The following is a 23,465-nucleotide window of genomic DNA, read 5'->3' as shown; positions in this document are numbered from 1 at the left end:
TTAAATAGCGAACGAGCTCTTCGCTCTGTTTTTCCGTTCCGATAATTGGAGCGAACTCCGATTCAACATCGACTTTAATCATATGAATAGATGGTGCCACCGCTTTTAACCGCACACCAAAGCGCGATCCTTGACGAATAATTTCTGGTTCATCTAAGCTCATATCGGAAAGTGATGGAGCGGCGATGCCGTATCCTGTTTGTTTAACCATGCGAAGCGCATCCGCGATTTGATCGTATTCTGCTTTTGCATAAGCAAAGTCTTGCATTAATTGCAACAAGTGATCTTTTCCTCGTATTTCAACGCCGACGACTTCTTTTAAAATTTGATCGTACAACTCATCTGGGGCATACAAATCAATTTCTGCAATACCTTGCCCCATTTCAATGCCAGCTAAACGAGCTTCATCAATAAAATCGTATTCGCTAAATTGTTGTACGACTCGATCGACGTCGCGCAATCGTTTAATATCTTTCACTGTATCGCGCACCGCTTCTTGATAGCTTTCACGCAGCCAATGGTTTTCACGCAACACCATGACCCAGTTCGGCAAATTGACGTTCACCTCTAGCACTGGGAACTCATATAATGCCTCGCGAAGCACTTGGTACACGTCCGCTTCACGCATTCCTTCAACGCTTAACGCTAATACTGGAATATCGTATTTTTCACTTAACTGTTGCTTTAGCGTCTCCGTTTCAGGATGTTGCGGACGCACCGTATTAATAATCATAATAAACGGCTTACCTACTTCTTTTAACTCATTGACAACTCGTTCTTCCGCTTCAATATAATTTTCGCGCGGAATTTCTCCAATCGTTCCATCGGTTGTAATGACAACACCGATCGTCGAATGCTCTTGAATAACTTTTCTCGTGCCGATTTCAGCCGCCTCTTGAAACGGAATTGGCTCTTCATACCATGGTGTATGAATCATGCGCGGACCATTTTCATCTTCAAATCCTTTCGCCCCTTGCACCGTATAACCGACACAATCAACAAGGCGGATGTTCACTTCAAGTCCATCATCAACTTTCACTTTCACAGCTTGATTCGGAACAAACTTCGGCTCTGTCGTCATAATTGTTTTCCCTGCTGCACTTTGCGGCAGTTCATCTTGTGCCCGAGCTTTATCTGCTTCGTTTTGAATATTCGGAATGACAACAAGTTCCATAAACTTTTTAATAAACGTCGATTTTCCTGTTCGAACGGCGCCTACAACTCCTAAATAAATATCTCCGCCTGTTCGTTCAGCAATATCTTTAAAAAGATCGACCTTTTCCAACTGCCTTCCCTCCCTTATATTTAAAACATATGAGGACACTATATGCATATGTTGTTGTCCTATTTGTTTATGACTAAAAAAATCCCTTCTCTAAAATGTATTTGTTTAGAGAAGGGATCATGACTTATTTTACAAGAAAAATAGGTTCTTTTTTCTTTTCATCAATTGTGTATGGGAGAGAATAAGCAGGAACAAAGAGCGAATGCTTCACAAGAAGGTCGCGAATATCGTCTCCATAGCGATAATTGTGCGTCTCTGTTTGTAATTTCTCATACAAATCGATACGATAATCAATGTAAATTTCTCCTTTGCCGTCAATAATAAGCGGAAGATTTTTTCCTGAAAAAGGGCTGACGACGTGAGGAGGAGCGTCTAAACGTAGCTTTTTATAATCAAGCGTAAATACACCTTTAGCTAGCACATCTTTAAACGGTGGATAACCGTGAGCATCTTGATACATGCGAATGCGCAGCTTCAAGTCACGAATGGCTTCCGCTGAACGAAGATCCAACAACTTCACCGTCGGATTTGTTTCAACATCAACGAGAACATATTGATATACACCACCGCTTTCAAACGCATTGCCTGGCGGTTCAGCCATATATCTCGGAACAAGCATGTTAAAGTCAATCGGATATTTTTGATAAATCGGCGTTGACATGTCACGCGTTTGAATGGGTAACAGTCCGCCTGTCGCCTGACGATATTCATTTACCGCTTGTTGAACGCGCTCGACTTGTTCTTTGTACGGAATTTGATTTTGCGCTAAACGCTCTTGCGGATATAAGCATCCGGATAACAACATCACTATACTAACGACCATTGCAGAAAGCAGCCACTTTTTCATCATTCATCCATCCTTTTACTCTTGCACTGGTCCGCTAAATACGACAAACACAATAATGAGACCAGCGATCATCATACTTATGTACGCAATCGTCGCTAAAACGACTTTCAACACTTTATTTTTCACTTTATATCGGCTGAAATAAATGGAAAATACAGCTACAAACATTAACCCAATTCCTGTTAAAGAAATCCACATTTTTAACAAACCCGGTGACATCGCTCTCCCTCGCTTTCTCTCGTTTTGTCAATACATAAAAAAGCTGAAGTAAAGCGGGGCTTCTTTACTTCAGACGATGACTAACTTGCACCATCCATTTAAGCCTGAGAATGTTTTCATAGCATTGTATGCAATATTCATAACAACGCACTCTTCACATGCCCATTTCAAACAAAATTATAACGAAATGTTTGCTAAATCTTCAAGTTCTGACGTTTTGCCACGCGCCATGAGAGAGTCAACTGCACGCTTTACATCTTTGCCGTTAAATAATACATCGTAAAGCGCATTCGTAATCGGCATATCGACATTCATTTTTTTCGCTAATTGATAGGCAGCTTTTGTTGTCCGTACCCCTTCTACGACCATTCCCATGTTCGCTAGCACATCGTCAAGCGCCTGTCCTTTGCCGAGCAAATGGCCAGCGCGCCAGTTGCGCGAATGAACGCTTGTGCATGTCACAATCAAATCACCAATGCCTGTCAATCCTGCAAATGTGAGCGGATTGGCCCCTAGTCGGCTACCGAGACGCGCCATTTCTGCAAGCCCGCGTGTCATAAGCGCCGCTTTCGCGTTATCTCCGTAACCGAGCCCATCCGTAATCCCCGCTGCTAACGCGATAATATTTTTTAAAGCCCCGCCAATTTCTACCCCAATTAAATCCGGGTTTGTGTATACGCGGAAATATTGATGGTTCATAAATAAATCTTGAATGCGCTCGGCAGCTTCCATATTTTTCGATGACACCGTCACCGTCGTCGGATGGCGTAAACTCACTTCTTCCGCATGGCTCGGACCTGACAAAACAACGACATCTCGCAACAAATGGGCTGGCATTTCTTCCTCAATAATTTGAGAAATACGTTTATTTGTATCGGGCTCAATTCCTTTGCTGACGGAAACGATGGTAATCGGCTGTTTCACGCACGTTCGTACGCGCTGTAATACGTCGCGAATCGCTTTCGTCGGCACAGCTAATACGACCGTTTCCACTCCTTCAAGCGCTCGAGCAAGATCAACATAACCGACAATCGCATTTGGAAGATGAATATTCGGCAAATATTTTTCGTTTGTATGCTTTTCATTAATCTCATCAATCTGTTCCTGGCGCTGTCCCCAAAGTCGAACATGATGCCCGTTATCAGCAAGAACGATTGCTAAAGCCGTACCCCAACTACCAGCTCCTAATACAGTAACCATTGAATCCCTCCTTATTTGCGCGGACGTGCAATAATTTTAATTGGCGTTCCTTCAAACCCAAATGTATCACGAATTCGGTTTTCTAAAAACCGTTCATACGAAAAATGCATGAGTTCAGGGTCATTGACAAATACAACAAACGTCGGAGGTTTTACTGCTACTTGCGTCATATAGTAAATTTTCAATCGTTGGCCGTTATGTGTCGGTGTCGGATTCATAGCAATCGCATCCATCAACACTTCGTTCAATACGTTCGTTTGAACGCGCATCGCATGATTTTCACTTACCATTTGAATGATCGGCAACAGCTTATGCAACCGTTGCTTCGTTTTTGCTGATACGAATATGATCGGTGCATAATCAAGAAATTGAAAATGGTCACGAATTTTTTTCTCAAACTCATTCATCGTTTTTTCATCTTTTTCAATTGCATCCCATTTATTGACGACAATAACAACACCTCGACCAGCTTCATGCGCATACCCCGCAATTTTTTTATCTTGTTCAATAATGCCTTCTTCCGCATTAATGACAACAAGCACAACATCGGAACGCTCGATCGCCTTCAGCGCGCGCAACACACTATATTTTTCGGTGCTTTCATATACTTTTCCTCTTTTGCGCATCCCTGCCGTATCAATAATGACATATTCTTGACCATCACGTTTAAACGTTGTGTCAATCGCGTCACGCGTCGTTCCTGCCATATCGCTAACAATGACCCGCTCCTCGCCTAAAATAGCATTAACGAGCGATGATTTCCCAACGTTTGGCCGACCAATTAAACAAAATTTAATGACATCGGCATCGTATTCCTTCGCTTCACGTTTCGGAAAATGGGCGACGACTGCATCTAATAAGTCCCCGATCCCTAATCCGTGCGTACCAGAAATCGGGATCGGTTCTCCGAATCCGAGCGTATAAAAATCATAAATGTTTTCACGCATTTCTGGATTATCAATTTTGTTCACTGCTAACACAACTGGTTTATTCGAGCGATATAAAATTTTCGCTACTTCTTCGTCAGCAGCTGTGACGCCATCTCGACCATTCGTCATAAAAATAATGACGTCCGCTTCATCGATCGCAATTTCTGCTTGTTGACGAATTTGGGTCAATAGCGGTTCATCTCCAATGTCAATACCGCCTGTATCAATAATGTTAAACGTTGTGTTTAACCATTCACCACTGCTATAAATTCGGTCACGTGTCACTCCCGGCACATCTTCTACAATGGAAATACGTTCCCCGACAATGCGGTTAAAAATCGTCGATTTCCCGACATTCGGGCGGCCAACGATCGCTACAACTGGTTTCGTCATACGCTCACACTCCTTCATTAAGTTTCGAAACCCGAACAAAAAAGAAGCCCTTCCATTGAAGGGTCTAGCTTTCCCATTTTATCAAAAAAATCAATGTTTCACAATAATGAGCAAATCATCGCTTAGCGCGTGAGCAATGCCATCTAAAATAGCTTCTAAGTTCGCGGCAACTCGTTGCATCTCTTCATCGTTTTCACAAATAAATGTTACGCCACCAGCCACTTTGTGTGGTGACGTTGTAATAACAGCTAAAATCATTTTCTCCACAGTCATCGTAATACCCTCCCTGCTTGGTTCGTTTCTGACTTGGTTGGCATGCGAATCGCATTTTCCAACGTCGGCACATTCCGAATAATTGCTTTTGCTTTTTCCACATCTTTTTCCTGTGGTAAAATAAAAATGCCGACTCGACCATCGTCTAAATCCCGCTTAGCGAGCGGAACGAGCGCTGGCGTTCCTGAATCGCGATATACGCCCAAGGCGGTTGAAATATCGTGCAAAATGGCCTGCCGTTGCCCAAGATTCGCGATCGTGGAGCGGGCATTAAAATTTTTCGGCTTCAAGATAAATCCCATGCCATAGCGTAAAATTTCTTCTCTCCGCGCCTCTAAACCAATGTTCATGATATAAATGTTGTCGACATATAATCCTGGCCCTTTAAAATGAGGTTTTACATATTCCACTTCGACAATATCCCCAAGCCGACTACCAGACATGAGTTTACGAGCAATGATAAACGAAAGTGTAGCTGCAACAAGTCCGAGCCATATGTTCCATACTAAATATGCGAACGTACTTAAAAATGACGCGAAAATAACTAAATAATTTCTCCCTTCAAAGACAATGGCAATGCCTTCAATATACGTCTTACCACGCGGTACAAGTTCATATTGATCGAGCTCATTTAACGTATTTCGCTCCATGTTCCGCACGTCGCGAAACTGAGAAGCCGCGAGCGCTAAAAAGGTAATGGCAGCAAACTCTTTTTCCATAATAGCTGGCACGGCCACAGTTCCAAGTCCTGCCGCAATAAACCCAAGCGCAATATGAATAATTTTTCCGTGCAAATATGTTGGATATTGGCGATAATCTGTTTTCAATAAGTATAATCTCGTGAAAACGCCGACGATAACACCAAATAAAATCGGATACGTATATTCGTTCACGTTTTAGCCTCCTTCGTCCGCTTGTAAAATCTCGTATCGATATACGTCGGTAATTGCTCAAGCCACTTCCATACGAATAAACATGCTGCTGCAAACGCCCAGCCATCTAAAAATAGCAGTGAACCAACGACATGAGGGAAGGAAAATTGCTTTAACACAAATGCATACAAAAAGTCCCCTTGACAACAACCGACCGTCAAAACGAGCAAACGATCATAAAACGTTCGATACAATGAAAATGATGCAAGCAAAAGTGCAAATGCAAGCAACCATGTCGCATCTACAAATACCCAAACCGGATCAAACAACAACAAAAAATGAAAAGCAGCATATAGCATCGTCATACTTGCACTGGTGAATGCAAAATATATAAACGTCATCCCTGTTCGTTTCATAACGAAAAAATAGCTGACACAAAGCATGAGAACGTATGCAAGTGAAATGCGAAACGACCCAATCGTCACATCATAAGCAGACAATATAATTAACAACAAAATATATATACACGCCAATAGGCGAACACGATTTTTTGGAGCGAAAAACGTGTAAATGATCCATAAAAACCAAGAAAGCCAATAAAAATAACCTCCCTCCACCGTAACACCTCCACTTTCCATTATGTCTTATTTTTAAAAATTTAATCTCTGTATGTGAAAAAAGGGAATGGACAAAATAAGAGTGGAGGAGGGATCAGCATGGGGAAAGATCGTCAGGAAAAAAAGTTGAAGCAATCGCGACGCGTCGAATCTGATCGCGATCCAGCGAAAAATTTTGGAGGAAGTACAAAAACGGAAAAATAAACAGGAAAAGGTGCCCATCTAGGACACCTTTTCTTTATGATCTTTGGCTATAGCGCGTCGTCTCAACGCCTCGCTCACGCAGCCAATGATATGTTTTCCCTGTGATAACAAGGGGAGCTTTTTGCAAATCGTGAATTGTTCGAGTACCTAGTGCTGTCATAATGAGTGTTAAATCATCATGCAGACGCTCAATTTCCGCAATTAATGCTTCCATCCCTTGCTCAATAAGAAGACGCAACACGTAGCCTGCCATTCCTACCGCAGAGGCACCGAGCGCAATGCATTTAGCTACATCAAGAGCATGTTGCACACCGCCGCTGCCGATAATAGACAATCGCTCGGTAGCTGCCGCCACTTCGGCAATCGATGCGGTCGTCGTCATTCCCCACTCGTTAAAATACGTCAACGGTTGTTGACGTCGCTCATTTTCAATTTGTGCAAAATTTGTTCCTCCAAAACCACCAACATCAACTGCACATACACCTATATGTTCTAACTTCCGTGCCGTTTCCTTGCTCATACCGAAGCCAACTTCTTTTACAATGACCGGTACATCGACAGCAGAAACAATTTGTTCAATGCGTGAAAGCGCTCCGCAAAAATCACGATCTCCTTCAGGCATAACTAACTCTTGAACGACGTTTAAATGAATTTGGATGGCATTTGCCTCAATCATGTCGATTGCTCGCTTCGCCTGTTCCACCGTCGCTTCACTACCTAAGTTGGCAAAAACAAGTCCGTGCTCATTTACTTTGCGAATCACAGTAAACGACGAGCGCTCTCTCTCATCCTTTAAAGCAGCCATTTGTGAACCAACAGCCATAGCTATACCACACTGTTTAGCCGCGTAAGCAAGCTGTTCGTTAATTTTTGCCGTCTGATCGCCCCCGCCGCCTGTCATCGCGTTAATAAAAATCGGCGAACGTAAAGAAAGTTCGCCGATTGTTGTTTGCAAATCAATATGAGCAGTGGAAATATTCGGCAAGCTATTGTGTACAAATGTTACATCTTCAAATCCGTGCAAGCGGTGCTGTCCTGTTGCAAGAGCATATTCAATATGTTGTAATTTTCGTTTTGCACGATCCACTGCAATCACCATTTATTTTAATTTTTTCAGCTGTTCTCCAATCACTTCACCAATTTGAAATCCCGTCGTCGTCTCTGTTGAAGTTGTATATTCACGATAGTCTTCTTGTACGTCATCTTCGAGCAATTCACGAATGCTTAACGATAAGCGTTTTTCTTTTTCGTTTACTGCAAGCACTTTCACTTTTACAACATCGCCTTCTTTTAACACTTCATGCGGTGTCCCGATATGCTTTGTTGAAATTTGCGAAATATGAACAAGACCTTCAACACCTGGTAACACTTCAACGAACGCTCCGAATGGCGCTAAACGTTTCACTGTCCCTTCTAACACATCGCCTTCTTTTATTTTTTGTTCGATATGATCCCATGGAGCTGGCAATGCTTCTGTCACCGATAAAGAAACGCGACCGCTTTGTTCATCAATCGCAAGCACTTTCACTTTTACGACATCGCCTTCTTTCACGACGTCTGACGGATGATCTACACGTGTATGGGCAAGCTGAGAAATATGTACGAGACCATCAATCTCACCAACATTGACGAACACGCCGAAGTTTGTAATGCGCGCGACTGTTCCTTCAAGCACTTGACCGACGTGAAGCGACTGCAATGCCGCCTTCTTTTTCGATGTTTCTTCTTCTTCTACAACAGCCCGATGAGATAAAACGACGCGATTTTTTTCTCGATCAAGTTCAATGACTTTCACAGCTAACGTACGTCCTTTATAGTCTGTGAAGTCCTCGACAAAATCTTTCTCAACAAGCGATGCTGGAATAAAGGCACGGACGCCGACATCAGCAACAAGCCCACCTTTTACAATATCTTTCACGACTACATCAAACGTCTCGCCGTTTGTAAGTTTTCGTTCAAGATCTTCCCACGCTTGTTCCGCATCTGCAGCTTTCTTCGATAAAATAATTGCTTCATCTTCTACTTTTTTCACTTTTGCGATGACTGCATCCCCAACCGACAGCACATCGCTTGCTTTTTCGATATGAAGGCTTGACAGCTCACTAATCGGGATAATGCCGACAAGCTTGCTTCCCTCTACATCAACAAGCACTTGTTTGTCTTCTACTTTTGTCACTTGACCTTTTACTGTGTCGCCTACTTCATAGACGCGTACATCAACTTGATTCATCTCTTCCATAGTGAATACCTCCTTACACTCCACACCTGCTCGACGACAGAAATATATGTTGAATGGGCGAACAACGATGTGCTCGTCCATTAACCACAAAGAAAAAACTTCCTTTTTTACTAATCTGTATTAAAACGTTGTTTTTGTCAAGTCATAACTACTGATGTTCATCTAAAAGTTGTTGAATATGCTCCATAATGACAGCTGTGACCTCGTCAGCGCTCGCTCTTCTTTCCCGCCATGGAGCGAAATCAATTGGGGCACCGTATACGACTTTTAATCGCTTTCCGACACGATAAGGTCCGATGATGGCACACGGCACAACAACTGCATCGCTACGCAACGCAAAGAAGCCTGCACCAGCTAACCCTTTTTTCAATTTCCCGTCTTTACTTCGCGTCCCTTCTGGAAATAATCCGAGCACTTTTTTTTCTTTTAATAAAGCTAGCCCTGTCCGCAACGCCTCTCGGTCTCCCATTCCTCGACGAACAGGAAACGCATGCAGGCGAGAAACGAGCTGCTTCACAATAGGTGTGTGAAACAGTTCTTCTTTCGCCATAAAATGAACCGGACGCGGACATGTGATCCCGACAACTGGTGGATCTAAGTTGCTAATATGATTGGCGCAAATGAGGACAGCACCTTCTTTTGGAATATGCTCTACTCCACTTACTTCTATGCGATAAAGCGGAGTAAGTACATGTTTAACAACTGTGCGAGCAAACGTGTAAAAGCTCACTGCCCCCCCACCCTTTCATGGACAATGCACATAATACGATCAACGACTTCATCAATCGATAATGACGTCGTATCGATTTCAATGGCGTCTTCCGCTTTTTTCAGCGGAGCTACTGCACGTTGTGAGTCAATTTGATCGCGGCGGGCAATTTCCTCTTTTAGTTGCTCTAAGCTAGACGGAATGCCGCGCGCCATATTTTCTTCGTGACGACGTTTTGCCCGCTCTTCAACAGACGCAAGCAAAAAAATTTTCACTTCCGCATGCGGGAGCACATGTGTTCCAATATCGCGGCCATCCATGACAACGCCGCCGTGTCGACCTAGCTCACGCTGGCGTTTAACCATTTCTTCGCGAACCGCTGGGTGTTTCGCTACATATGACACGTTGTTTGTCACATCGTTTTTTCGGATTTCTTCTGTAACATTTTCGCCATTTGCAAATACAAGTTGCCCAGCTGGCGAAGGTTTTAATTCAATATATGTATCATTTAGCACGTTCATTAATTGTTTTTCATCATGAACGTCTACACCGCGCCGGAGCGCACAATATGTTAAGGCGCGATACATCGCTCCCGTATCAATATAAACGTAAGACAACGCTTCAGCTAGCCGTTTCGCGACCGTACTTTTGCCAGCAGCTGCTGGTCCATCAATCGCGATCGAAATTTTCTTCTTCATAATGCCTCCTGTCAATCGTTTTCGTTTCAACAAAAAAGCAGGAACGTTCCTGCTTCTATATTGTATCATACCGTTTATCGTTGGTCGAATGTTTCAATCGTTTTTGTTTCAGAATTTTTCATGACACCTTCGTAACGAATCACTTTCACGACGTAAGGTGCAAATGACGAATGGAAAACGACATATTGAGCGATACATAAAAAAATAAACTGTATAATAGCAAGCTTCCACAACATCCGTTCAATTGTCTTCATTCGCCTCTTCCTCCCTGTCATTTTATTTTTATTATGGGAGAAAATACGTATACTTATGCTTCAAATTGTTCCTTTTTTCTCGTTTCAATCTGCTTTTCAAAACTATAGCGAATTAACGTGAGGCGATCAACATCGCTCACCTCTAAAAATTGCAAAGATGCTTTCGGGACGTTTTCTTCAAATATACGAACAACGCGCGCGGGAAAGCGTAAATAATGATAGTCCCCTGAACGCATATGAAGCACAAGCCAAATTTCAATTGTCATTCCATGTTTCAATCCCGTTTCATGATGCGGTAGCACAATGGCTGCCCCACCGGCACTCATGTCGCTCGTTACTGTCGTAAATGGAGCAAACTCTTCATTCAACGGATGAACGGCCACGTCCGTAATGGCATCGACACGCACAAATTGTCGACGTTGAATGCGAAGGAGCTGATTGTCTCCGGGGTATGACAAAATGAGCAACGGCACATTGCGTCTCGTTCTTCCTAGCACTTCTGTTTCAAACGCATAAACCGCCTCATCTTCCCCGACGAAGCTCGCTTTTAATTGCGTTCCGTCTAACAAAAATGCGGTGCGATTCGTGCTCATATCAATCGGATAATCAATATAAATTTTCCCATCTTCCATCTCTGCGACTTTACATTTGTATTTTTCCATTTGCTCGCTATATTTCGGCTCAAGCGTTAATGACACCCCAATTTTAATCAACGTATGTTCCCCCTCGCTAAAAACATTTCCTTCTTGACCTTTATTGCATAAAAAATACACCTCAAAGCATTTTCAATTTGACAATAACATGATACCATCAAAATGAAAAGAAAAGAATTGGGAACGAGGAAGAAATTATGTGGGCTATTATTTCTGCCGGGATTGCCCCCGGATTGGCGTTGCTCAGTTACTTTTATTTAAGAGATGAATACGAAACAGAACCGTTATCCCTTGTTTTGCGCATGTTTTTATATGGAACGTTTTTAGTGTTTCCGCTTATGTTTATTCAGCACGTATTAAAAGTTGAACATATGTTGCCAAACGCGTTTGTTGAGGCATTTTTATCAACTAGTTTGCTTGAAGAGTTTTTTAAATGGTTTGTGTTTTACTATGCAATTTATGATCATCGCGAGTTTAATGAACCTTATGACGGCATCGTTTATGGCGTAAGCGTATCGCTTGGATTCGCTACGCTTGAAAACATTTTATACTTGTTGGCAAACGGAGTGGAGTTTGCTGTTACTCGCGCACTGTTGCCTGTATCAAGCCATGCTTTGTTTGGTGTAATTATGGGTTTTTATTTAGGGAAGGCAAAATTCGGTTTAGCTACAAAAGAAAAAGGATATATATGTCTATCTTTTCTTCTCCCATTTTTATTTCATGGGATATACGACTATATTTTATTAACACAAGAACGATGGATATATTATATGCTTCCGTTTATGATTTTTTTATGGTGGCTCGCTTTACGAAAAGTAAAACTTGCGAGAAGCATGATAGTCGATATTACTCAAACATCAAGCCAAGCGTAACGCTTGGTTTCTTTTTTATGTATAAAAACGTCATTGTGACAAAAAATAGCGTCAAAAGGTATTGTTTACACATCAAGGGAGGAGTCACAATGCACAAATGGTTTATTTGCTTATTCCTTATCTTCTCGTTTAGTTATACGTCGCAAGCACACGCGTTTTCAAAACAAGTAATCCAACGCGGAGCGGTAGGTGATGATGTTATTGAATTACAGGCAAGACTACAATACCTCGGCTTCTACAGGGGCAAGATCGATGGGGTATTTGGCTGGCGAACGTACTGGGCGTTGCGAAACTTCCAATATAAATTTCAATTGCCTGTAGACGGTTTAGCGGGACAAACAACAAAGCAAAAACTCGTTCGAGCTTCAAAATATTACAAATCGTTTGTCCATGAAAATTTACGAAAAGGAAACACTTTCACTCATTATGGGGGCGTTCCATTAAGTAAACAAGTAAAAGTTCGGCAAACGAGGACAAACAACCGTGCGACTACTCAAAAAGCAGCAAATACACAACTAAAAAAACGAGCTAATCCACAACAAACGGCTACAAGAAACGCAAGAACAGCGGCCGTCAACGTCCCGAATGGCTTTTCACAAAATGATTTACAGCTTATGGCCAACGCTGTACACGGGGAAGCACGCGGTGAGCCGTACATTGGACAAGTGGCTGTTGCGGCAGTCATTTTAAATCGCATAAATAGCCCTTCTTTTCCGAACACAGTAGCCGGCGTCATTTTTGAACCAGGGGCGTTTACCGCCGTAGCAGATGGACAAATTTGGCTTACTCCGAACGAAACGTCTCGTAAGGCTGTGCTCGATGCATTGAATGGATGGGACCCGTCAAGTGGCGCGTTATATTACTTTAACCCGAACACAGCGACAAACGGTTGGATATGGAGCCGGCCACAAATTAAACGAATTGGAAAACACATTTTCTGTAAATAGGAGGGGAGTTTTTTGCTACGTATTTTACTTATTGCGGCACTATCTGTTGGCATTGCTGGCACAGCATATTGGGGATATCGGGAACATCAACAAAAAAATGCGATTTTAATTCACGCAGAAAACAATTATCAGCGCGCGTTTCATGATTTAACTTATCAAATTGATTTACTTCACGATCAAATTGGAACGACATTAGCGATGAACTCCCGACAATCGCTATCACCTGCGCTTGCGGAAGTATGGCGCCTTGCTTCCGAAGCGCACGCAACTGTCGGGCAATTACCACTTTCTCTATTGCCGTTCAATAAAACAGAAGAATTTTTATCAAATATCGGTGCGTTCAGCTACCGTGCAGCCATTCGCGATTTAGATAAACAACCGTTGGATGCTGAAGAATATAAAACGTTACAACAATTGTACAAAAAGTCTGCTGACATTCAACAAGAGCTGCGGAATGTGCAACATCTCGTACTAGAAAACAACTTGCGGTGGATGGATGTCGAATTGGCGCTTGCAACAAATAATCGTCCAAACGACAATACGATTATCGACGGGTTTAAAACGGTAGAAAAAAATGTGCAGTCTTACCAAGAAACAGACTTTGGTCCCTCATTTACAAGTGTAGAAAAACGCCAACAACGATTTTCACATATAAACGGAAAAAAAATTAGTGAAGAAGAAGCAAAGCAAATCGCCAAAACATTTCTCGGATTAAAAGGGAATGAAGAAATTCAAGTCGTTCATAGCGGAGAAGGGGCGAGCGATGCCTTTTATAGTGTAACGATTAAAAATCCAAAAACAAAAAGCGAAACGTATATGGATATTACTGAAAAAGGCGGATATCCAATTTGGGTAATTGAAAACCGTCCAGTCAACAAGCAAAACGTGAGTTTAAATGAGGCAACGATGCGAGGGCTTCAGTTTTTAAAACAACATAAATTTAACAACTTTGAATTATACGAAAGCACCCAGTACGATCACGTAGCTGTCCTCACATTCGTTACAGCACGAGATGGGGTGCGTATTTATCCAGAATCCATTAAAATGAAAATCGCGCTAGATGACGGGAACATCATTGGCTTTTCCGCACGTGATTACTTATCATCTAAGCGGGACCGAACGATTCCAAAACCGAACATTTCTGTCGAGCAAGCACGAAAAAAAATTAATCCGAACGTAACCATTATGGAAGAAAGAAAAGCGATCATTATGAACAACATCAATCAAGAAGTGCTTTGCTATGAATTCTTAGGAACGCTCGGAGACGACACATATCGCATCTTCATCAATGCACAAAACGGTATAGAGGAGAAGGTCGAGAAGCTTCAAAATCCTGAACCGGTATATGGCGAAATATGAAGGGGCTGACCATTCAGCCCCTTTCTGTCGTTTCAACAATCGCATCTCGCATAATATGAATCATCGCTTCAAGCTGTTCAAACGTGCTAGCTAGCGGTGGCATAAAGACGATGACATCACCGAGCGGGCGCGTCAACATTCCTTTTTCTCTCATTTTTAACGTCGTTTTGTACCCCATTCGGTCCATCCACGGATACGGTTCATGAGTATGGCGATCGCGCACAAGTTCGATGCCGCACATTAGACCGAGTTGCCGCACATCCCCGACATGCTTTAGTTCTGTAAACGATGCGAGCTGCTCAGCGACAAATGATGCCTTTGCCTCTACTTGTTCAATTAATCGCTCTCGTTCAAAAATCTCCAGATTAGCTAGAGCAGCTGCACAACCGAGCGGGTTTCCTGTATAAGAATGTCCATGAAAAAACGTTTTAAACTCCGCATAGTCCCCATAAAACGCTTCATAAATGGCTTCTGTCGTCAACGTAGCTGCAATAGGCAAATAACCGCCTGTAATTCCTTTCGCCACGGTTATTATATCTGGTCTGACATCCTCATGTTCGATCGCAAATCGTTTTCCTGTTCGTCCAAATCCGGTAGCGACTTCATCAACGATGAGCAAGATGTTATAGCGACGACATAGTTGTTCTACACCTTTTAAATACCCTGTTGGCATCACATGCATCCCACCAGCCCCTTGAATCATACCCTCGACGATCATCGCAGCAATTTCTTCATGATGTTCAATGAATAACGTTTCTAATGCGCTTAGCGCCTCATCGCGTACGACGTTCGGATCGTTGCTCGGATGGCGATAGACGAGCGGGAACGGTGCTTTATAGCTCGTAAACATTAACGGTTCATATACGGTGTGAAAAATATCGATCGCTCCGACGCTAATGGCACCGACCGTATCCCCATGATAACCGTTTGTGAGCGTCACAAATTTTTGCTTTTTATTTTCCCCGATATTTCTCCAATATTGAAAGGCGATTTTGAGCGCAATTTCCACCGCTTCCGCCCCGCTGTCGGAATAAAACACGCGCGTGAGGTGACTTGGCGTCCATTCAATTAATTTTTCGGCTAATGCGATCGCAGGAATATTCGCTGCACCTAGAAGAGTCGAATGGGCGATTCGCTCAAGCTGCCCGCGGATGGCATCATCAATTTCTTTTTTTCGATGCCCATGCACGTTTAGCCAAAGCGATGAATACCCATCATAATACGTTTTTCCGTTCACATCTGTTAAAAAAATCCCGTCGCCACTTTCAATAACGAGTGGATGTTGTTCATAATCTTTCATTTGTGTAAACGGCAACCATAAACACGTTTTACTTTTTTCAATCCACTCGTTCATTGCCACCATTCCTTTCTCCATACGATTTCACCATCAGAAATATTCGTCATATACGGAATTTCACCAATAACTGGAACACATGTCATCTTTTCGATCATACGTATATTGTCTTGCTCAATTTCATTCGTTGGAGTAGAAAATCCGTTCATAATAATGCCCGCGATATGCAAGCCATGCGCTCTAGCATATTCAACCGTTAACACCGTATGGTTAATCGTTCCAACACTCGCTCGCGCCACGATAATGAGCGGCAAAGATAATGCTTGTGCTAAATGGGCAACAAGAAACGATTCATCGACGAGTGGAACAGCGATCCCTCCTGCTCCTTCAACAAGCACAAAATCATATGTTTGTTGAAGTTTTTGCACATGTGCTACAATGCGATTTGGCTCAATCGTTACTCCATCCATACGGGCAGCTAAATGCGGAGAACAAGGAGTTTGCAATAAGTATGTATATCCTTCTTCATCCGTCACATCAATCACTTGTCGATACATTTCCACATCCGGTGCAACCCATTTCCCCCCTTGCCATTGCGCCCCGCTTTGAATCGGCTTATAAGCTGTTGCGCGTATTTGTTTGTCTATGAGAGTACGCAACATACAAACGGTAACAAATGTTTTCCCTACGTCCGTATCTGTTCCTGTAATAAAAAGCCCTTTCATCCTCTTCCCCCCCTTATTTTTGTTAACTAATATTTTATTAAAGTTAACAATTCAAAGCAATAAAAAAAGCGTCCGCACGTTTATTCGGACACTTTTTTCTCTCTTTCAACGATGCACGCAGCAATGGAGTCGCCGTGAAAACGGCCGTTTTCAATGAAAATTTCGTTCGCGTTATTTCCAGCCGCAATAACTCCCGCAATAAAAATACCTTCCACATTTGTTTCCATCGTTTCTGGATTGTACATTGGTCGCCCGGTTTCCTCATCGATATGAACGCCCATTTTCTTTAAAAAATCGTGGTCTGGGTGATAGCCTGTCATCGCAAAAACGAAGTCATTTTTTATTTTCTTTTTCTCGCCATTTACTGTATAAATGACTGCATCTTCTGTAATTTCCTTCACATGAGCGTTAAATTCCATCGTGATGATTCCTTGACGTACAAGCGAATCAAACTCAGGCAAAATCCACGGCTTAATGCTCGAAGAATATTGCGAACCTCGGTACAAAACGGTGACGCGTGCACCTGCCTTAACGAGTTCTAACGCGGCGTCAACGCTTGAATTTTTCCCGCCAATGACGACACAATCCGTATTGTAGTACGGATGTGCTTCTTTAAAATAATGCGTCACTTTTGGTAAATGTTCGCCAGGTACATGCATATAGTTTGGATTGTCATAATATCCTGTCGCAATAATGACATACGTTGCTTCATACGTATTTTTGCTCGTTTCCACGATGAACGTACCATCCCCTTGCTTCATGACACGTTCGACTTTTTCAAAAGCATGAACACGAATATTTTTGCGCGTTACTACTTCTCGATAATAAGCAAGGGCTTGGTTGCGCTTCGGCTTTCGATTTTCTGTAATAAATGGCACCCCACCGATTTCTAAACGATCACTCGAACTAAAGAATGTTTGGTGTGTCGGGTAATGATATAATGAATTGACAATATTCCCTTTTTCAATCACAAGCGGGGAAACGTTCGCATGTTGCAACGCAATGGCAGCAGCTAAGCCGCAAGGTCCCCCGCCGACGATAATGACTTTTTCTTTTTTCACTTGGCAATCACCTCAACAAAAAATCTCCTATCATACAATGATAGGAGATTTCGTCTGTTCATGCAAATATTAAATCCAGCCGCGGAAACGGCACGCTTCTGCCATCTTGCGTACGCCAACCATATACGCAGCTAATCTCATATCGACACGACGGGTTTGAGCTGTTTCGTATACGTTGTTAAACGCCTTGACCATCACCTTTTCAAGCTTTTCTTCCACTTCTTCCTCTGTCCAGTAATAGCCTTGGTTGTTTTGTACCCATTCAAAGTAAGAAACTGTTACTCCTCCAGCGCTCGCGAGAACGTCCGGAACGATCAAAATGCCGCGCTCTGTTAAAATTTCTGTCGCTTCTAACGTCGTTGGGCCGTTTGCCGCTTCAACAATAATTTTCGCCTTAATGTTATGCGCATTTTCTTCCGTAATTTGGTTTTCGATGGCCGCTGGAACTAAAATATCACAATCCAGTTCAAGCAATTCTTTATTCGTAATTGTATTTTTAAACAGCTTCGTCACCGTACCAAAGCTGTCGCGACGATCTAGTAAATAATCGATATCTAAACCGTTCGGATCGTATAAGCCGCCATACGCATCAGAAATACCAATTACTTTCGCTCCTGCATCGTGCATAAACTTCGCTAAGTAGCTTCCTGCATTACCGAACCCTTGCACAACAACACGCGCGCCCTTCAAATCAATGCCGCGCTTTTTCGCCGCTTCACGAATGCAAATAGTAACTCCTTTAGCTGTTGCTGTTTCACGACCATGGGAGCCGCCTAGCACAAGCGGTTTTCCTGTAATGAATCCCGGTGAGTTAAATTCGTCAATTCGGCTATATTCATCCATCATCCACGCCATAATTTGTGAGTTTGTAAACACATCGGGCGCAGGAATATCTTTTGTTGGACCGACAATTTGACTAATGGCGCGAACGTAACCTCGGCTAAGTCGCTCTAACTCACGGAATGACATCGTACGTGGATCACATACGATTCCGCCTTTCCCGCCACCGTACGGCAAATCAACAATGCCACATTTTAAACTCATCCAAATCGAAAGTGCTTTCACTTCCCGTTCTGTGACGTTCGGATGAAAGCGAATACCCCCTTTAGTTGGACCGACCGCATCGTTATGCTGTGCACGGTAGCCAGTAAACACTTTTACTGAGCCATCGTCCATACGCACCGGAATTTTTACCGTTAACATGCGCAACGGCTCTTTTAACAGCTCATACACCTCTTCAGGATATCCGAGCTTTTCAAGCGCTCTATGTATGACGATTTGCGTCGCTCGTAGGACATCATGTTTTTCTTCGTTGGTATGCTTTTCGGCTACCATTTGTAAACCTCCCATAACCTTTTGTAAAATATTGTCCACCTTTCATGTCATAGTATACACCTTCTATGCACGTATGCAAAGAAGTTTTTATTGATTTTTTGTAATCGCTTTCAAAAAAATCGCTCATTCACATAAGAAAATGAAAACGATATAATGGACGTACGATAGAAAGGAGCGAACGAGATGAAAAAACGCATTTTATTTTCTTTTGCACATCCTGACGACGAGACGTTTACAGTTGGAGGGTTGCTTGCCTCGTTAGCGAAACGGGGAGATGTAGAAACAATCGTGTATAGCGCGACGCTTGGCGATGCAGGAAAATGTGGAAACCCACCTGTTTGTACAAAAGAACAGCTACCCCAAGTACGTAAAAAAGAATTAGAACAAGCAGCGCTCATTTTAGGTGTCGACCACCTCATCACTGGTACATATCCCGATGGAAAGCTACCTGAATATGAGGAACAGCTTGTTGAGGATATTCGTCACATCATTGATCAATATAAACCAACTGTCGTTGTTACATTCCCACCACATGGCATATCCGGTCATCGTGATCATCAAGCGATTCAACGGGCAACGTATGAAGCAGTGACAGCTATGGATCATATTGTTGAACAATTGTATTACGTCACTGTTGTTGGTCGTCCTGATCGATTTGGCGATCCGATGGAAAATATTGACATCATCTTTACATTTTCTGAGGAGGAAGCAAAAAAAGTGCGTCAAGCTTTACTTGCGCACCGCACACAACATTTATCTGTCGAGCGTGTATTCCCATCTGTTAATAACGAGTCATTCCATAAATTTCAAAACCGAGAGTATTTCATCCGTGCATGGTCAAAAGAGAGCAACCCATCTTACCCGTTCTAAAAATAAAACCTTCGCTTACTTCGCGAAGGTTATTTTTGAACAAAATATTTATATAGCTCGGCAATTGCTTCATGTGCGATCAATTTTTTGCCGTACTCTTCGACACGATAAATCGTTAAAGTGGATGGGCTTCCGTATTCAGCCAGAATCGCAACAAAATCATCTGTTGGGATGATAGATTCAGCAAAATGTAAATAAAAGCGCCCTTCATAACTGTAAAGCGAGCCGCCATGACAACCGAGCGAATAAAGACGCGTAGCTAATTGAATGACGTCTTCAAACGTTTGAAATTCAAAAAATATATCATCGCTTTCATCTAGCGTGACTTGCATTTCAATATAATCATCGCTAAACTCGTCTTCCTCATCCGTCATCTCACCTTCGCTCGTTACGATCACGACCATGCCCTGTGCCGGTAAAGAGTACACTTCAACAGCGACCGACCCGTTAATTTCAAAGCCGAGCTCCTCACTTGCTTCCTCAATCATATCACGAAATAGTTCATGCACTTTAAACGTATCTTTCCATAAATCTTCCTTCGTTAAACCGCGCTCGACTAAATCGTCAAATGTGAGGAATATTTTGATCTTATTGTAGTTTAAGCGTTCAAGCCGCATAAACATCCCTCCTTACCTACACAGACTTTACTGTTAGCATATGATGAACGTGTAAAAACGTTCATCATATTACTAATGAGTTTACATCGTTTTCTCCCTTTTAGACAAGTATTTTTCATTAGATTTTAACCATTCATCCCATTGTTCTTTTGACTGTCCGAGAAGGTGGTCACCATACTTCGTTTTGATTTGTTCATCAACTTCATCAAACGCCCGTCCTCCAACACCAATACGAATATGAGGGCATGTTTGTTTCAATTCATCAACAAGTTGTAATGTCGCTACGACATTTTGCTGCAACGTGCAAGATAAAAAAATGTAAGCCGGCTTCACTTCGTTAATGACGATCGGTAAATCGCGTTGGTCAACACTAGCCCCTAAATAAATCGTTTCGTATCCCCTTCTCCGTAAATATAACGTAAAAATGAATAATCCAAGCTCATGCCATTCGTTCGGTCCGCATACCGAAATCGTTTTCGGTAACAATCGATTAATTGGAAGCATAGAAAACGCCATACCGAGACGTGAACGTAAAAAAGCGGTCGCAAAATGCTCGTGTGCGCTCGTAATTTTACCATGTTCCCATAAATCCCCGATTCGCACAAGGAGCGGGGTTAATAAATCGAGTGCGACTTTCTCAACCGTATATAAACTAAATGCCTCATTTAGTAACTCATGTGCCGTCCATTCTTGAAACGATAAGAGCGCGTGCAACAATCGTTCGCGAAGGTTGGTAACGTGATCATCCGCCTCCATCTGCACGTCTGCGTGACGTTGTTCTAAAAGAGAGATTGCTTGACTAATCGTAAAACCTTGATTCACTTTATCAACGAGCCATTTTAATATTTGCACTTGTTCCTCTGTATATAATCGGTGGCCAGCTTCATTGCGCGGTGGCGCGATCATTTGATAACGGCGTTCCCACGCACGCAACGTCCCGGGTTGCACCCCTAACATATTCGATACAGCTTTCACATTATATTTTCCTTCTTGCGTTGACATACAAAATCCTCCATATCTCGCGTCATTCTGTCAACATTATAGCGAATATGAAGGAGGTGTGTAAAATTTGTATAAGTTTTGCTTAACTTTTTTTATGTTTTAACTCGATCACGTGCGTCTCTGCTCGCGCCCCTAAACGAAGGGGAAGCGTCGTCGTTCCGTATCCATTGCTAGTAAGCAACATCGTGCCATTGACGTTCCGCAAGCCGCCTTTTTCATATAAACCAAATGGACCGAAACGAATTTGTCCACCGTGTGTATGCCCGCTTAAAACGAGGGCAATGCGATGTTCTGGCGTTATTTTTTGAATGATGCGCGGATCGTGACTGACAACGATGCGAAAGTTTGCATCTCCTGCATCTTCTAAGGCAAGATCAAGCCGCTCCCTTTCTTGATTCATATCGTCTACACCAAGCAAAGCGATGCGATCACCTTGTTCACTTTCAAATATGACCGCTGTATTATCTAATATTTTCACACCGCTCTCAAGCAATAGCGCATCTAATTCATGGTAGTCTACTTCATAATCATTGTTTCCCCAAACAAAGTAGACAGAACCAAGCTGCTTGAACAACTCAATATTTCGTTTGACGCGTGAAAACGGGACTCCTTTTTCCGTTAAATCGCCACCAATGATGACGAGATCGACTTTTCCTTTCAATGAGTCAACGAATGTTTCGGATACGCGACGACGATGAATATCAGAGATAAAAAAGATTCGCAAGCGAGAAAAGCTTTTTGGAAACGTGGGAAACGATAACGAATGAAAAATAACACGATTGCGATGGGCTTCGATCCACATATATATAATGAGTCCAACAAACGCTACTACAACATATACCATCTCAACTTTTCCTCTCTTTATATACACTCATTGCCATCATACCATATAAAAAAGAAAAGAGGAAAAAGATTGCTGTTTTTTTTACATCAATCATTGCTAATACAACAAATATGAACACTACACTATATGCTAGAAGTTGTTCTTTCCGGTCCGTTGTTTCTTTTTGCCACGTATGCCAAATGGCTGTGCGAATTAACACACCGTTAGCGATAAAACCGATAAAAAAACTGACGAGCGCAAAAAATGTTTTTAACGGATCAAAAATCATATCCGTCAAAAACATTTCAAACACAAACGGCTCCACCGTTGGCGTCCAAGCGATCATAAAATATCCACATAACAACCCAACAATAAAAAGAAACCACATATCGTTCCCTCCCTCTTTCAACATATGAATAAAAAAATAAAATGACACTATGTTATATAGACATGCCATTTTCTCATACATATGAATGGATAATGCATCTAAATTAAGGAGGGATCATGATGTTTACAACCCGAAAAACGTACTACCCATATACGAGCCCGTTCGATCCTTGTCCACCGATCACTCAAAAAACGTACGTTACTGCGCCAAATTTATATGTCGGGTTTCAACCACAAAACTTACCACAATTTTCACCAAGCGAGGCACTGAAAAAAGGGACGTTATGGAAATTGTTTTATGACCCTTACTATAATGCGCGCGAAAAAGGAGTGAGAACGGATGAGCGACATGCCTAAAGAATATTATGAGCTTCTACATCAACTCCAAGCGATCGATTTTGTGCTTGTTGATTTAACGCTTTATTTAGACACACATCCGAACGATTATGAAGCAATTCGACAATTTAACGAGCTGTCTTTAGAGCGGAGAAAGCTAAAAAAACAGTACGAAACTCAATTTGGACCTTTACAGCAGTACGGTAACAGCTACTCCCAATATCCGTGGGATTGGTCGAAAACACCTTGGCCTTGGCAAGTATAAGGAGAGGAGGAGAAAGCGATGTGGATTTACGAAAAAAAATTACAATACCCTGTGCGTGTCAGTACTTGTAATCCGGAACTTGCTAAATACTTAATTGAACAATATGGAGGAGCGGACGGAGAACTGGCTGCCGCATTACGATACTTAAATCAACGATATACAATACCAGATAAAGTAGTT

29 protein-coding genes and 1 pseudogene are annotated in these 23,465 nt (G+C 42.3%); 8 read left to right on the top strand and 22 right to left on the bottom strand.

Annotated elements, in window-relative coordinates; translation table 11 throughout:
• From spoIVA to V7Z64_RS04265, 8 genes are all read right to left on the bottom strand, one after another.
• On the bottom strand, positions 1-1,285 hold a 1,285-nt coding region (gene spoIVA, locus V7Z64_RS04300; protein WP_297988138.1), incomplete at its 3' end, for a stage IV sporulation protein A.
• A gap of 124 nt (positions 1,286-1,409) precedes the next feature.
• Entirely contained in the window at positions 1,410-2,132 is a 723-nt protein-coding gene (locus V7Z64_RS04295; RefSeq protein WP_297988136.1) for a hypothetical protein, read from the bottom strand.
• Positions 2,133-2,147: 15 nt separating this feature from the next.
• Positions 2,148-2,351, bottom strand: a complete 204-nt coding sequence (locus V7Z64_RS04290) for a DUF2768 domain-containing protein (protein ID WP_003394519.1) — start codon at positions 2,349-2,351, stop codon at positions 2,148-2,150.
• Positions 2,352-2,528: 177 nt separating this feature from the next.
• Complete coding sequence (locus V7Z64_RS04285; protein ID WP_297988134.1) at positions 2,529-3,551, bottom strand: NAD(P)H-dependent glycerol-3-phosphate dehydrogenase; 1,023 nt, start codon at positions 3,549-3,551, stop codon at positions 2,529-2,531.
• A gap of 11 nt (positions 3,552-3,562) precedes the next feature.
• Positions 3,563-4,873 (bottom strand): ribosome biogenesis GTPase Der, encoded by a 1,311-nt coding sequence (gene der, locus V7Z64_RS04280; RefSeq protein ID WP_297988132.1) that lies wholly within the window; start codon positions 4,871-4,873, stop codon positions 3,563-3,565.
• Between the two features lie 90 nt (positions 4,874-4,963).
• Positions 4,964-5,146: a capping complex subunit for YIEGIA gene (locus tag V7Z64_RS04275; RefSeq protein ID WP_297988130.1), complete on the bottom strand. Its 183-nt coding sequence runs from the start codon at positions 5,144-5,146 to the stop codon at positions 4,964-4,966.
• Entirely contained in the window at positions 5,143-6,039 is an 897-nt protein-coding gene (locus tag V7Z64_RS04270) for a YIEGIA family protein (protein ID WP_297988128.1), read from the bottom strand. The genes V7Z64_RS04275 and V7Z64_RS04270 overlap by 4 nt, the downstream gene beginning before the upstream one ends.
• Entirely contained in the window at positions 6,036-6,635 is a 600-nt protein-coding gene (locus V7Z64_RS04265) for a YphA family membrane protein (RefSeq protein ID WP_297988126.1), read from the bottom strand. The genes V7Z64_RS04270 and V7Z64_RS04265 overlap by 4 nt, the downstream gene beginning before the upstream one ends.
• Positions 6,636-6,734: 99 nt before the next feature.
• Here V7Z64_RS04265 and V7Z64_RS04260 point away from each other — a divergent pair, with 99 nt between their 5' ends.
• Entirely contained in the window at positions 6,735-6,839 is a 105-nt protein-coding gene (locus V7Z64_RS04260) for a YpzI family protein (protein ID WP_297988124.1), read from the top strand.
• 34 nt (positions 6,840-6,873) lie between these two features.
• Here the strand turns inward: V7Z64_RS04260 and fni are convergent, their stop codons facing one another.
• From fni to V7Z64_RS04230, 6 genes are all read right to left on the bottom strand, one after another.
• Positions 6,874-7,926: a type 2 isopentenyl-diphosphate Delta-isomerase gene (gene fni, locus V7Z64_RS04255; RefSeq protein ID WP_297988122.1), complete on the bottom strand. Its 1,053-nt coding sequence runs from the start codon at positions 7,924-7,926 to the stop codon at positions 6,874-6,876.
• Between the two features lie 12 nt (positions 7,927-7,938).
• On the bottom strand, positions 7,939-9,078 hold the full coding sequence (gene rpsA, locus V7Z64_RS04250) for a 30S ribosomal protein S1 (protein ID WP_297988120.1): 1,140 nt from the start codon (positions 9,076-9,078) through the stop codon (positions 7,939-7,941).
• Positions 9,079-9,226: 148 nt separating this feature from the next.
• The gene (locus tag V7Z64_RS04245; protein ID WP_003394497.1) at positions 9,227-9,808 is read right to left on the bottom strand and encodes a lysophospholipid acyltransferase family protein; all 582 of its coding nucleotides are present in this window, start codon (positions 9,806-9,808) and stop codon (positions 9,227-9,229) included.
• Positions 9,805-10,485 (bottom strand): (d)CMP kinase, encoded by a 681-nt coding sequence (cmk, locus tag V7Z64_RS04240; RefSeq protein WP_297988117.1) that lies wholly within the window; start codon positions 10,483-10,485, stop codon positions 9,805-9,807. The genes V7Z64_RS04245 and cmk overlap by 4 nt, the downstream gene beginning before the upstream one ends.
• A gap of 74 nt (positions 10,486-10,559) precedes the next feature.
• Positions 10,560-10,739, bottom strand: coding sequence for a YpfB family protein (locus V7Z64_RS04235; RefSeq protein WP_003394493.1), 180 nt, complete (start codon positions 10,737-10,739; stop codon positions 10,560-10,562).
• 53 nt (positions 10,740-10,792) lie between these two features.
• A complete protein-coding gene (locus V7Z64_RS04230) occupies positions 10,793-11,452 on the bottom strand; it encodes a flagellar brake protein (RefSeq protein ID WP_297988115.1) in 660 nt (219 codons plus the stop codon).
• 137 nt (positions 11,453-11,589) lie between these two features.
• Between V7Z64_RS04230 and prsW the strand changes: the two genes are divergently transcribed.
• The 3 genes from prsW (at position 11,590) to ypeB (ending at position 14,570) form a co-directional block, all read left to right on the top strand.
• On the top strand, positions 11,590-12,264 hold the full coding sequence (gene prsW / locus V7Z64_RS04225; RefSeq protein WP_297988112.1) for a glutamic-type intramembrane protease PrsW: 675 nt from the start codon (positions 11,590-11,592) through the stop codon (positions 12,262-12,264).
• A gap of 89 nt (positions 12,265-12,353) precedes the next feature.
• Positions 12,354-13,211 (top strand): spore cortex-lytic enzyme, encoded by an 858-nt coding sequence (gene sleB / locus V7Z64_RS04220; RefSeq protein ID WP_003394486.1) that lies wholly within the window; start codon positions 12,354-12,356, stop codon positions 13,209-13,211.
• Positions 13,212-13,223: 12 nt separating this feature from the next.
• Entirely contained in the window at positions 13,224-14,570 is a 1,347-nt protein-coding gene (ypeB, locus tag V7Z64_RS04215; RefSeq protein ID WP_297988109.1) for a germination protein YpeB, read from the top strand.
• Between the two features lie 13 nt (positions 14,571-14,583).
• Here the strand turns inward: ypeB and bioA are convergent, their stop codons facing one another.
• The 4 genes from bioA to V7Z64_RS04195 all read right to left on the bottom strand — a co-directional run bounded on the left by bioA (position 14,584) and on the right by V7Z64_RS04195 (position 18,985).
• Positions 14,584-15,945 (bottom strand): adenosylmethionine--8-amino-7-oxononanoate transaminase, encoded by a 1,362-nt coding sequence (bioA, locus tag V7Z64_RS04210; RefSeq protein ID WP_297988107.1) that lies wholly within the window; start codon positions 15,943-15,945, stop codon positions 14,584-14,586.
• Complete coding sequence (gene bioD / locus V7Z64_RS04205; protein ID WP_297988105.1) at positions 15,921-16,589, bottom strand: dethiobiotin synthase; 669 nt, start codon at positions 16,587-16,589, stop codon at positions 15,921-15,923. The genes bioA and bioD overlap by 25 nt, the downstream gene beginning before the upstream one ends.
• Positions 16,590-16,669: 80 nt before the next feature.
• Complete coding sequence (locus V7Z64_RS04200) at positions 16,670-17,650, bottom strand: YpdA family putative bacillithiol disulfide reductase (RefSeq protein ID WP_297988103.1); 981 nt, start codon at positions 17,648-17,650, stop codon at positions 16,670-16,672.
• Positions 17,651-17,719: 69 nt separating this feature from the next.
• Positions 17,720-18,985 (bottom strand): Glu/Leu/Phe/Val family dehydrogenase, encoded by a 1,266-nt coding sequence (locus V7Z64_RS04195; RefSeq protein WP_297988101.1) that lies wholly within the window; start codon positions 18,983-18,985, stop codon positions 17,720-17,722.
• A gap of 183 nt (positions 18,986-19,168) precedes the next feature.
• Here V7Z64_RS04195 and V7Z64_RS04190 point away from each other — a divergent pair, with 183 nt between their 5' ends.
• On the top strand, positions 19,169-19,855 hold the full coding sequence (locus tag V7Z64_RS04190) for a PIG-L deacetylase family protein (protein WP_297988099.1): 687 nt from the start codon (positions 19,169-19,171) through the stop codon (positions 19,853-19,855).
• A 29-nt stretch (positions 19,856-19,884) separates the two neighbouring features.
• Here V7Z64_RS04190 and V7Z64_RS04185 read toward each other — a convergent pair whose 3' ends face one another.
• The 4 genes from V7Z64_RS04185 to V7Z64_RS04170 all read right to left on the bottom strand — a co-directional run bounded on the left by V7Z64_RS04185 (position 19,885) and on the right by V7Z64_RS04170 (position 22,685).
• Positions 19,885-20,472, bottom strand: coding sequence for a genetic competence negative regulator (locus V7Z64_RS04185; RefSeq protein WP_003394473.1), 588 nt, complete (start codon positions 20,470-20,472; stop codon positions 19,885-19,887).
• An 81-nt stretch (positions 20,473-20,553) separates the two neighbouring features.
• Positions 20,554-21,474 (bottom strand): MerR family transcriptional regulator, encoded by a 921-nt coding sequence (locus tag V7Z64_RS04180; protein WP_297988096.1) that lies wholly within the window; start codon positions 21,472-21,474, stop codon positions 20,554-20,556.
• A gap of 82 nt (positions 21,475-21,556) precedes the next feature.
• Positions 21,557-22,318, bottom strand: coding sequence for a metallophosphoesterase (locus tag V7Z64_RS04175; protein ID WP_297988094.1), 762 nt, complete (start codon positions 22,316-22,318; stop codon positions 21,557-21,559).
• 1 nt (position 22,319) lies between these two features.
• The gene (locus V7Z64_RS04170; RefSeq protein WP_297988092.1) at positions 22,320-22,685 is read right to left on the bottom strand and encodes a hypothetical protein; all 366 of its coding nucleotides are present in this window, start codon (positions 22,683-22,685) and stop codon (positions 22,320-22,322) included.
• A gap of 119 nt (positions 22,686-22,804) precedes the next feature.
• On the opposite strand from V7Z64_RS04170, the gene V7Z64_RS04165 reads away from it, so the two are divergent.
• The 3 genes and pseudogenes from V7Z64_RS04165 to cotJC form a co-directional block, all read left to right on the top strand.
• On the top strand, positions 22,805-23,041 hold the full coding sequence (locus V7Z64_RS04165) for a spore coat associated protein CotJA (RefSeq protein WP_297988090.1): 237 nt from the start codon (positions 22,805-22,807) through the stop codon (positions 23,039-23,041).
• The gene (locus V7Z64_RS04160) at positions 23,025-23,285 is read left to right on the top strand and encodes a spore coat protein CotJB (RefSeq protein WP_297988088.1); all 261 of its coding nucleotides are present in this window, start codon (positions 23,025-23,027) and stop codon (positions 23,283-23,285) included. Before V7Z64_RS04165 ends, V7Z64_RS04160 begins: the two co-directional genes overlap by 17 nt.
• A gap of 18 nt (positions 23,286-23,303) precedes the next feature.
• Positions 23,304-23,465: pseudogene (cotJC, locus tag V7Z64_RS04155) on the top strand (spore coat protein CotJC); the annotation flags it as partial.

This window comes from Anoxybacillus sp., from assembly GCF_036834105.1.
Lineage (GTDB): Bacteria > Bacillota > Bacilli > Bacillales > Anoxybacillaceae > Anoxybacillus.
This window is presented reverse-complemented; position numbering and strand designations above follow the sequence as displayed.

Coding starts and splice junctions, on each gene's coding strand:
- V7Z64_RS04175 (WP_297988094.1), bottom strand. CDS start 22,318: ATGGTATATGTTGTAGTAGCGTTTGTTGGACTCATTATATATATGTGG.
- rpsA (WP_297988120.1), bottom strand. CDS start 9,078: ATGGAAGAGATGAATCAAGTTGATGTACGCGTCTATGAAGTAGGCGAC.
- der (WP_297988132.1), bottom strand. CDS start 4,873: ATGACGAAACCAGTTGTAGCGATCGTTGGCCGCCCGAATGTCGGGAAA.
- bioD (WP_297988105.1), bottom strand. CDS start 16,589: ATGAAAGGGCTTTTTATTACAGGAACAGATACGGACGTAGGGAAAACA.
- bioA (WP_297988107.1), bottom strand. CDS start 15,945: ATGGAGAAAGGAATGGTGGCAATGAACGAGTGGATTGAAAAAAGTAAA.
- V7Z64_RS04290 (WP_003394519.1), bottom strand. CDS start 2,351: ATGTCACCGGGTTTGTTAAAAATGTGGATTTCTTTAACAGGAATTGGG.
- V7Z64_RS04260 (WP_297988124.1), top strand. CDS start 6,735: ATGGGGAAAGATCGTCAGGAAAAAAAGTTGAAGCAATCGCGACGCGTC.
- V7Z64_RS04285 (WP_297988134.1), bottom strand. CDS start 3,551: ATGGTTACTGTATTAGGAGCTGGTAGTTGGGGTACGGCTTTAGCAATC.
- V7Z64_RS04165 (WP_297988090.1), top strand. CDS start 22,805: ATGTTTACAACCCGAAAAACGTACTACCCATATACGAGCCCGTTCGAT.
- V7Z64_RS04295 (WP_297988136.1), bottom strand. CDS start 2,132: ATGAAAAAGTGGCTGCTTTCTGCAATGGTCGTTAGTATAGTGATGTTG.
- V7Z64_RS04185 (WP_003394473.1), bottom strand. CDS start 20,472: ATGCGGCTTGAACGCTTAAACTACAATAAGATCAAAATATTCCTCACA.
- V7Z64_RS04160 (WP_297988088.1), top strand. CDS start 23,025: ATGAGCGACATGCCTAAAGAATATTATGAGCTTCTACATCAACTCCAA.
- sleB (WP_003394486.1), top strand. CDS start 12,354: ATGCACAAATGGTTTATTTGCTTATTCCTTATCTTCTCGTTTAGTTAT.
- V7Z64_RS04180 (WP_297988096.1), bottom strand. CDS start 21,474: ATGTCAACGCAAGAAGGAAAATATAATGTGAAAGCTGTATCGAATATG.
- prsW (WP_297988112.1), top strand. CDS start 11,590: ATGTGGGCTATTATTTCTGCCGGGATTGCCCCCGGATTGGCGTTGCTC.
- V7Z64_RS04235 (WP_003394493.1), bottom strand. CDS start 10,739: ATGAAGACAATTGAACGGATGTTGTGGAAGCTTGCTATTATACAGTTT.
- V7Z64_RS04195 (WP_297988101.1), bottom strand. CDS start 18,985: ATGGTAGCCGAAAAGCATACCAACGAAGAAAAACATGATGTCCTACGA.
- cmk (WP_297988117.1), bottom strand. CDS start 10,485: ATGAAGAAGAAAATTTCGATCGCGATTGATGGACCAGCAGCTGCTGGC.
- V7Z64_RS04275 (WP_297988130.1), bottom strand. CDS start 5,146: ATGACTGTGGAGAAAATGATTTTAGCTGTTATTACAACGTCACCACAC.
- V7Z64_RS04190 (WP_297988099.1), top strand. CDS start 19,169: ATGAAAAAACGCATTTTATTTTCTTTTGCACATCCTGACGACGAGACG.
- V7Z64_RS04170 (WP_297988092.1), bottom strand. CDS start 22,685: ATGTGGTTTCTTTTTATTGTTGGGTTGTTATGTGGATATTTTATGATC.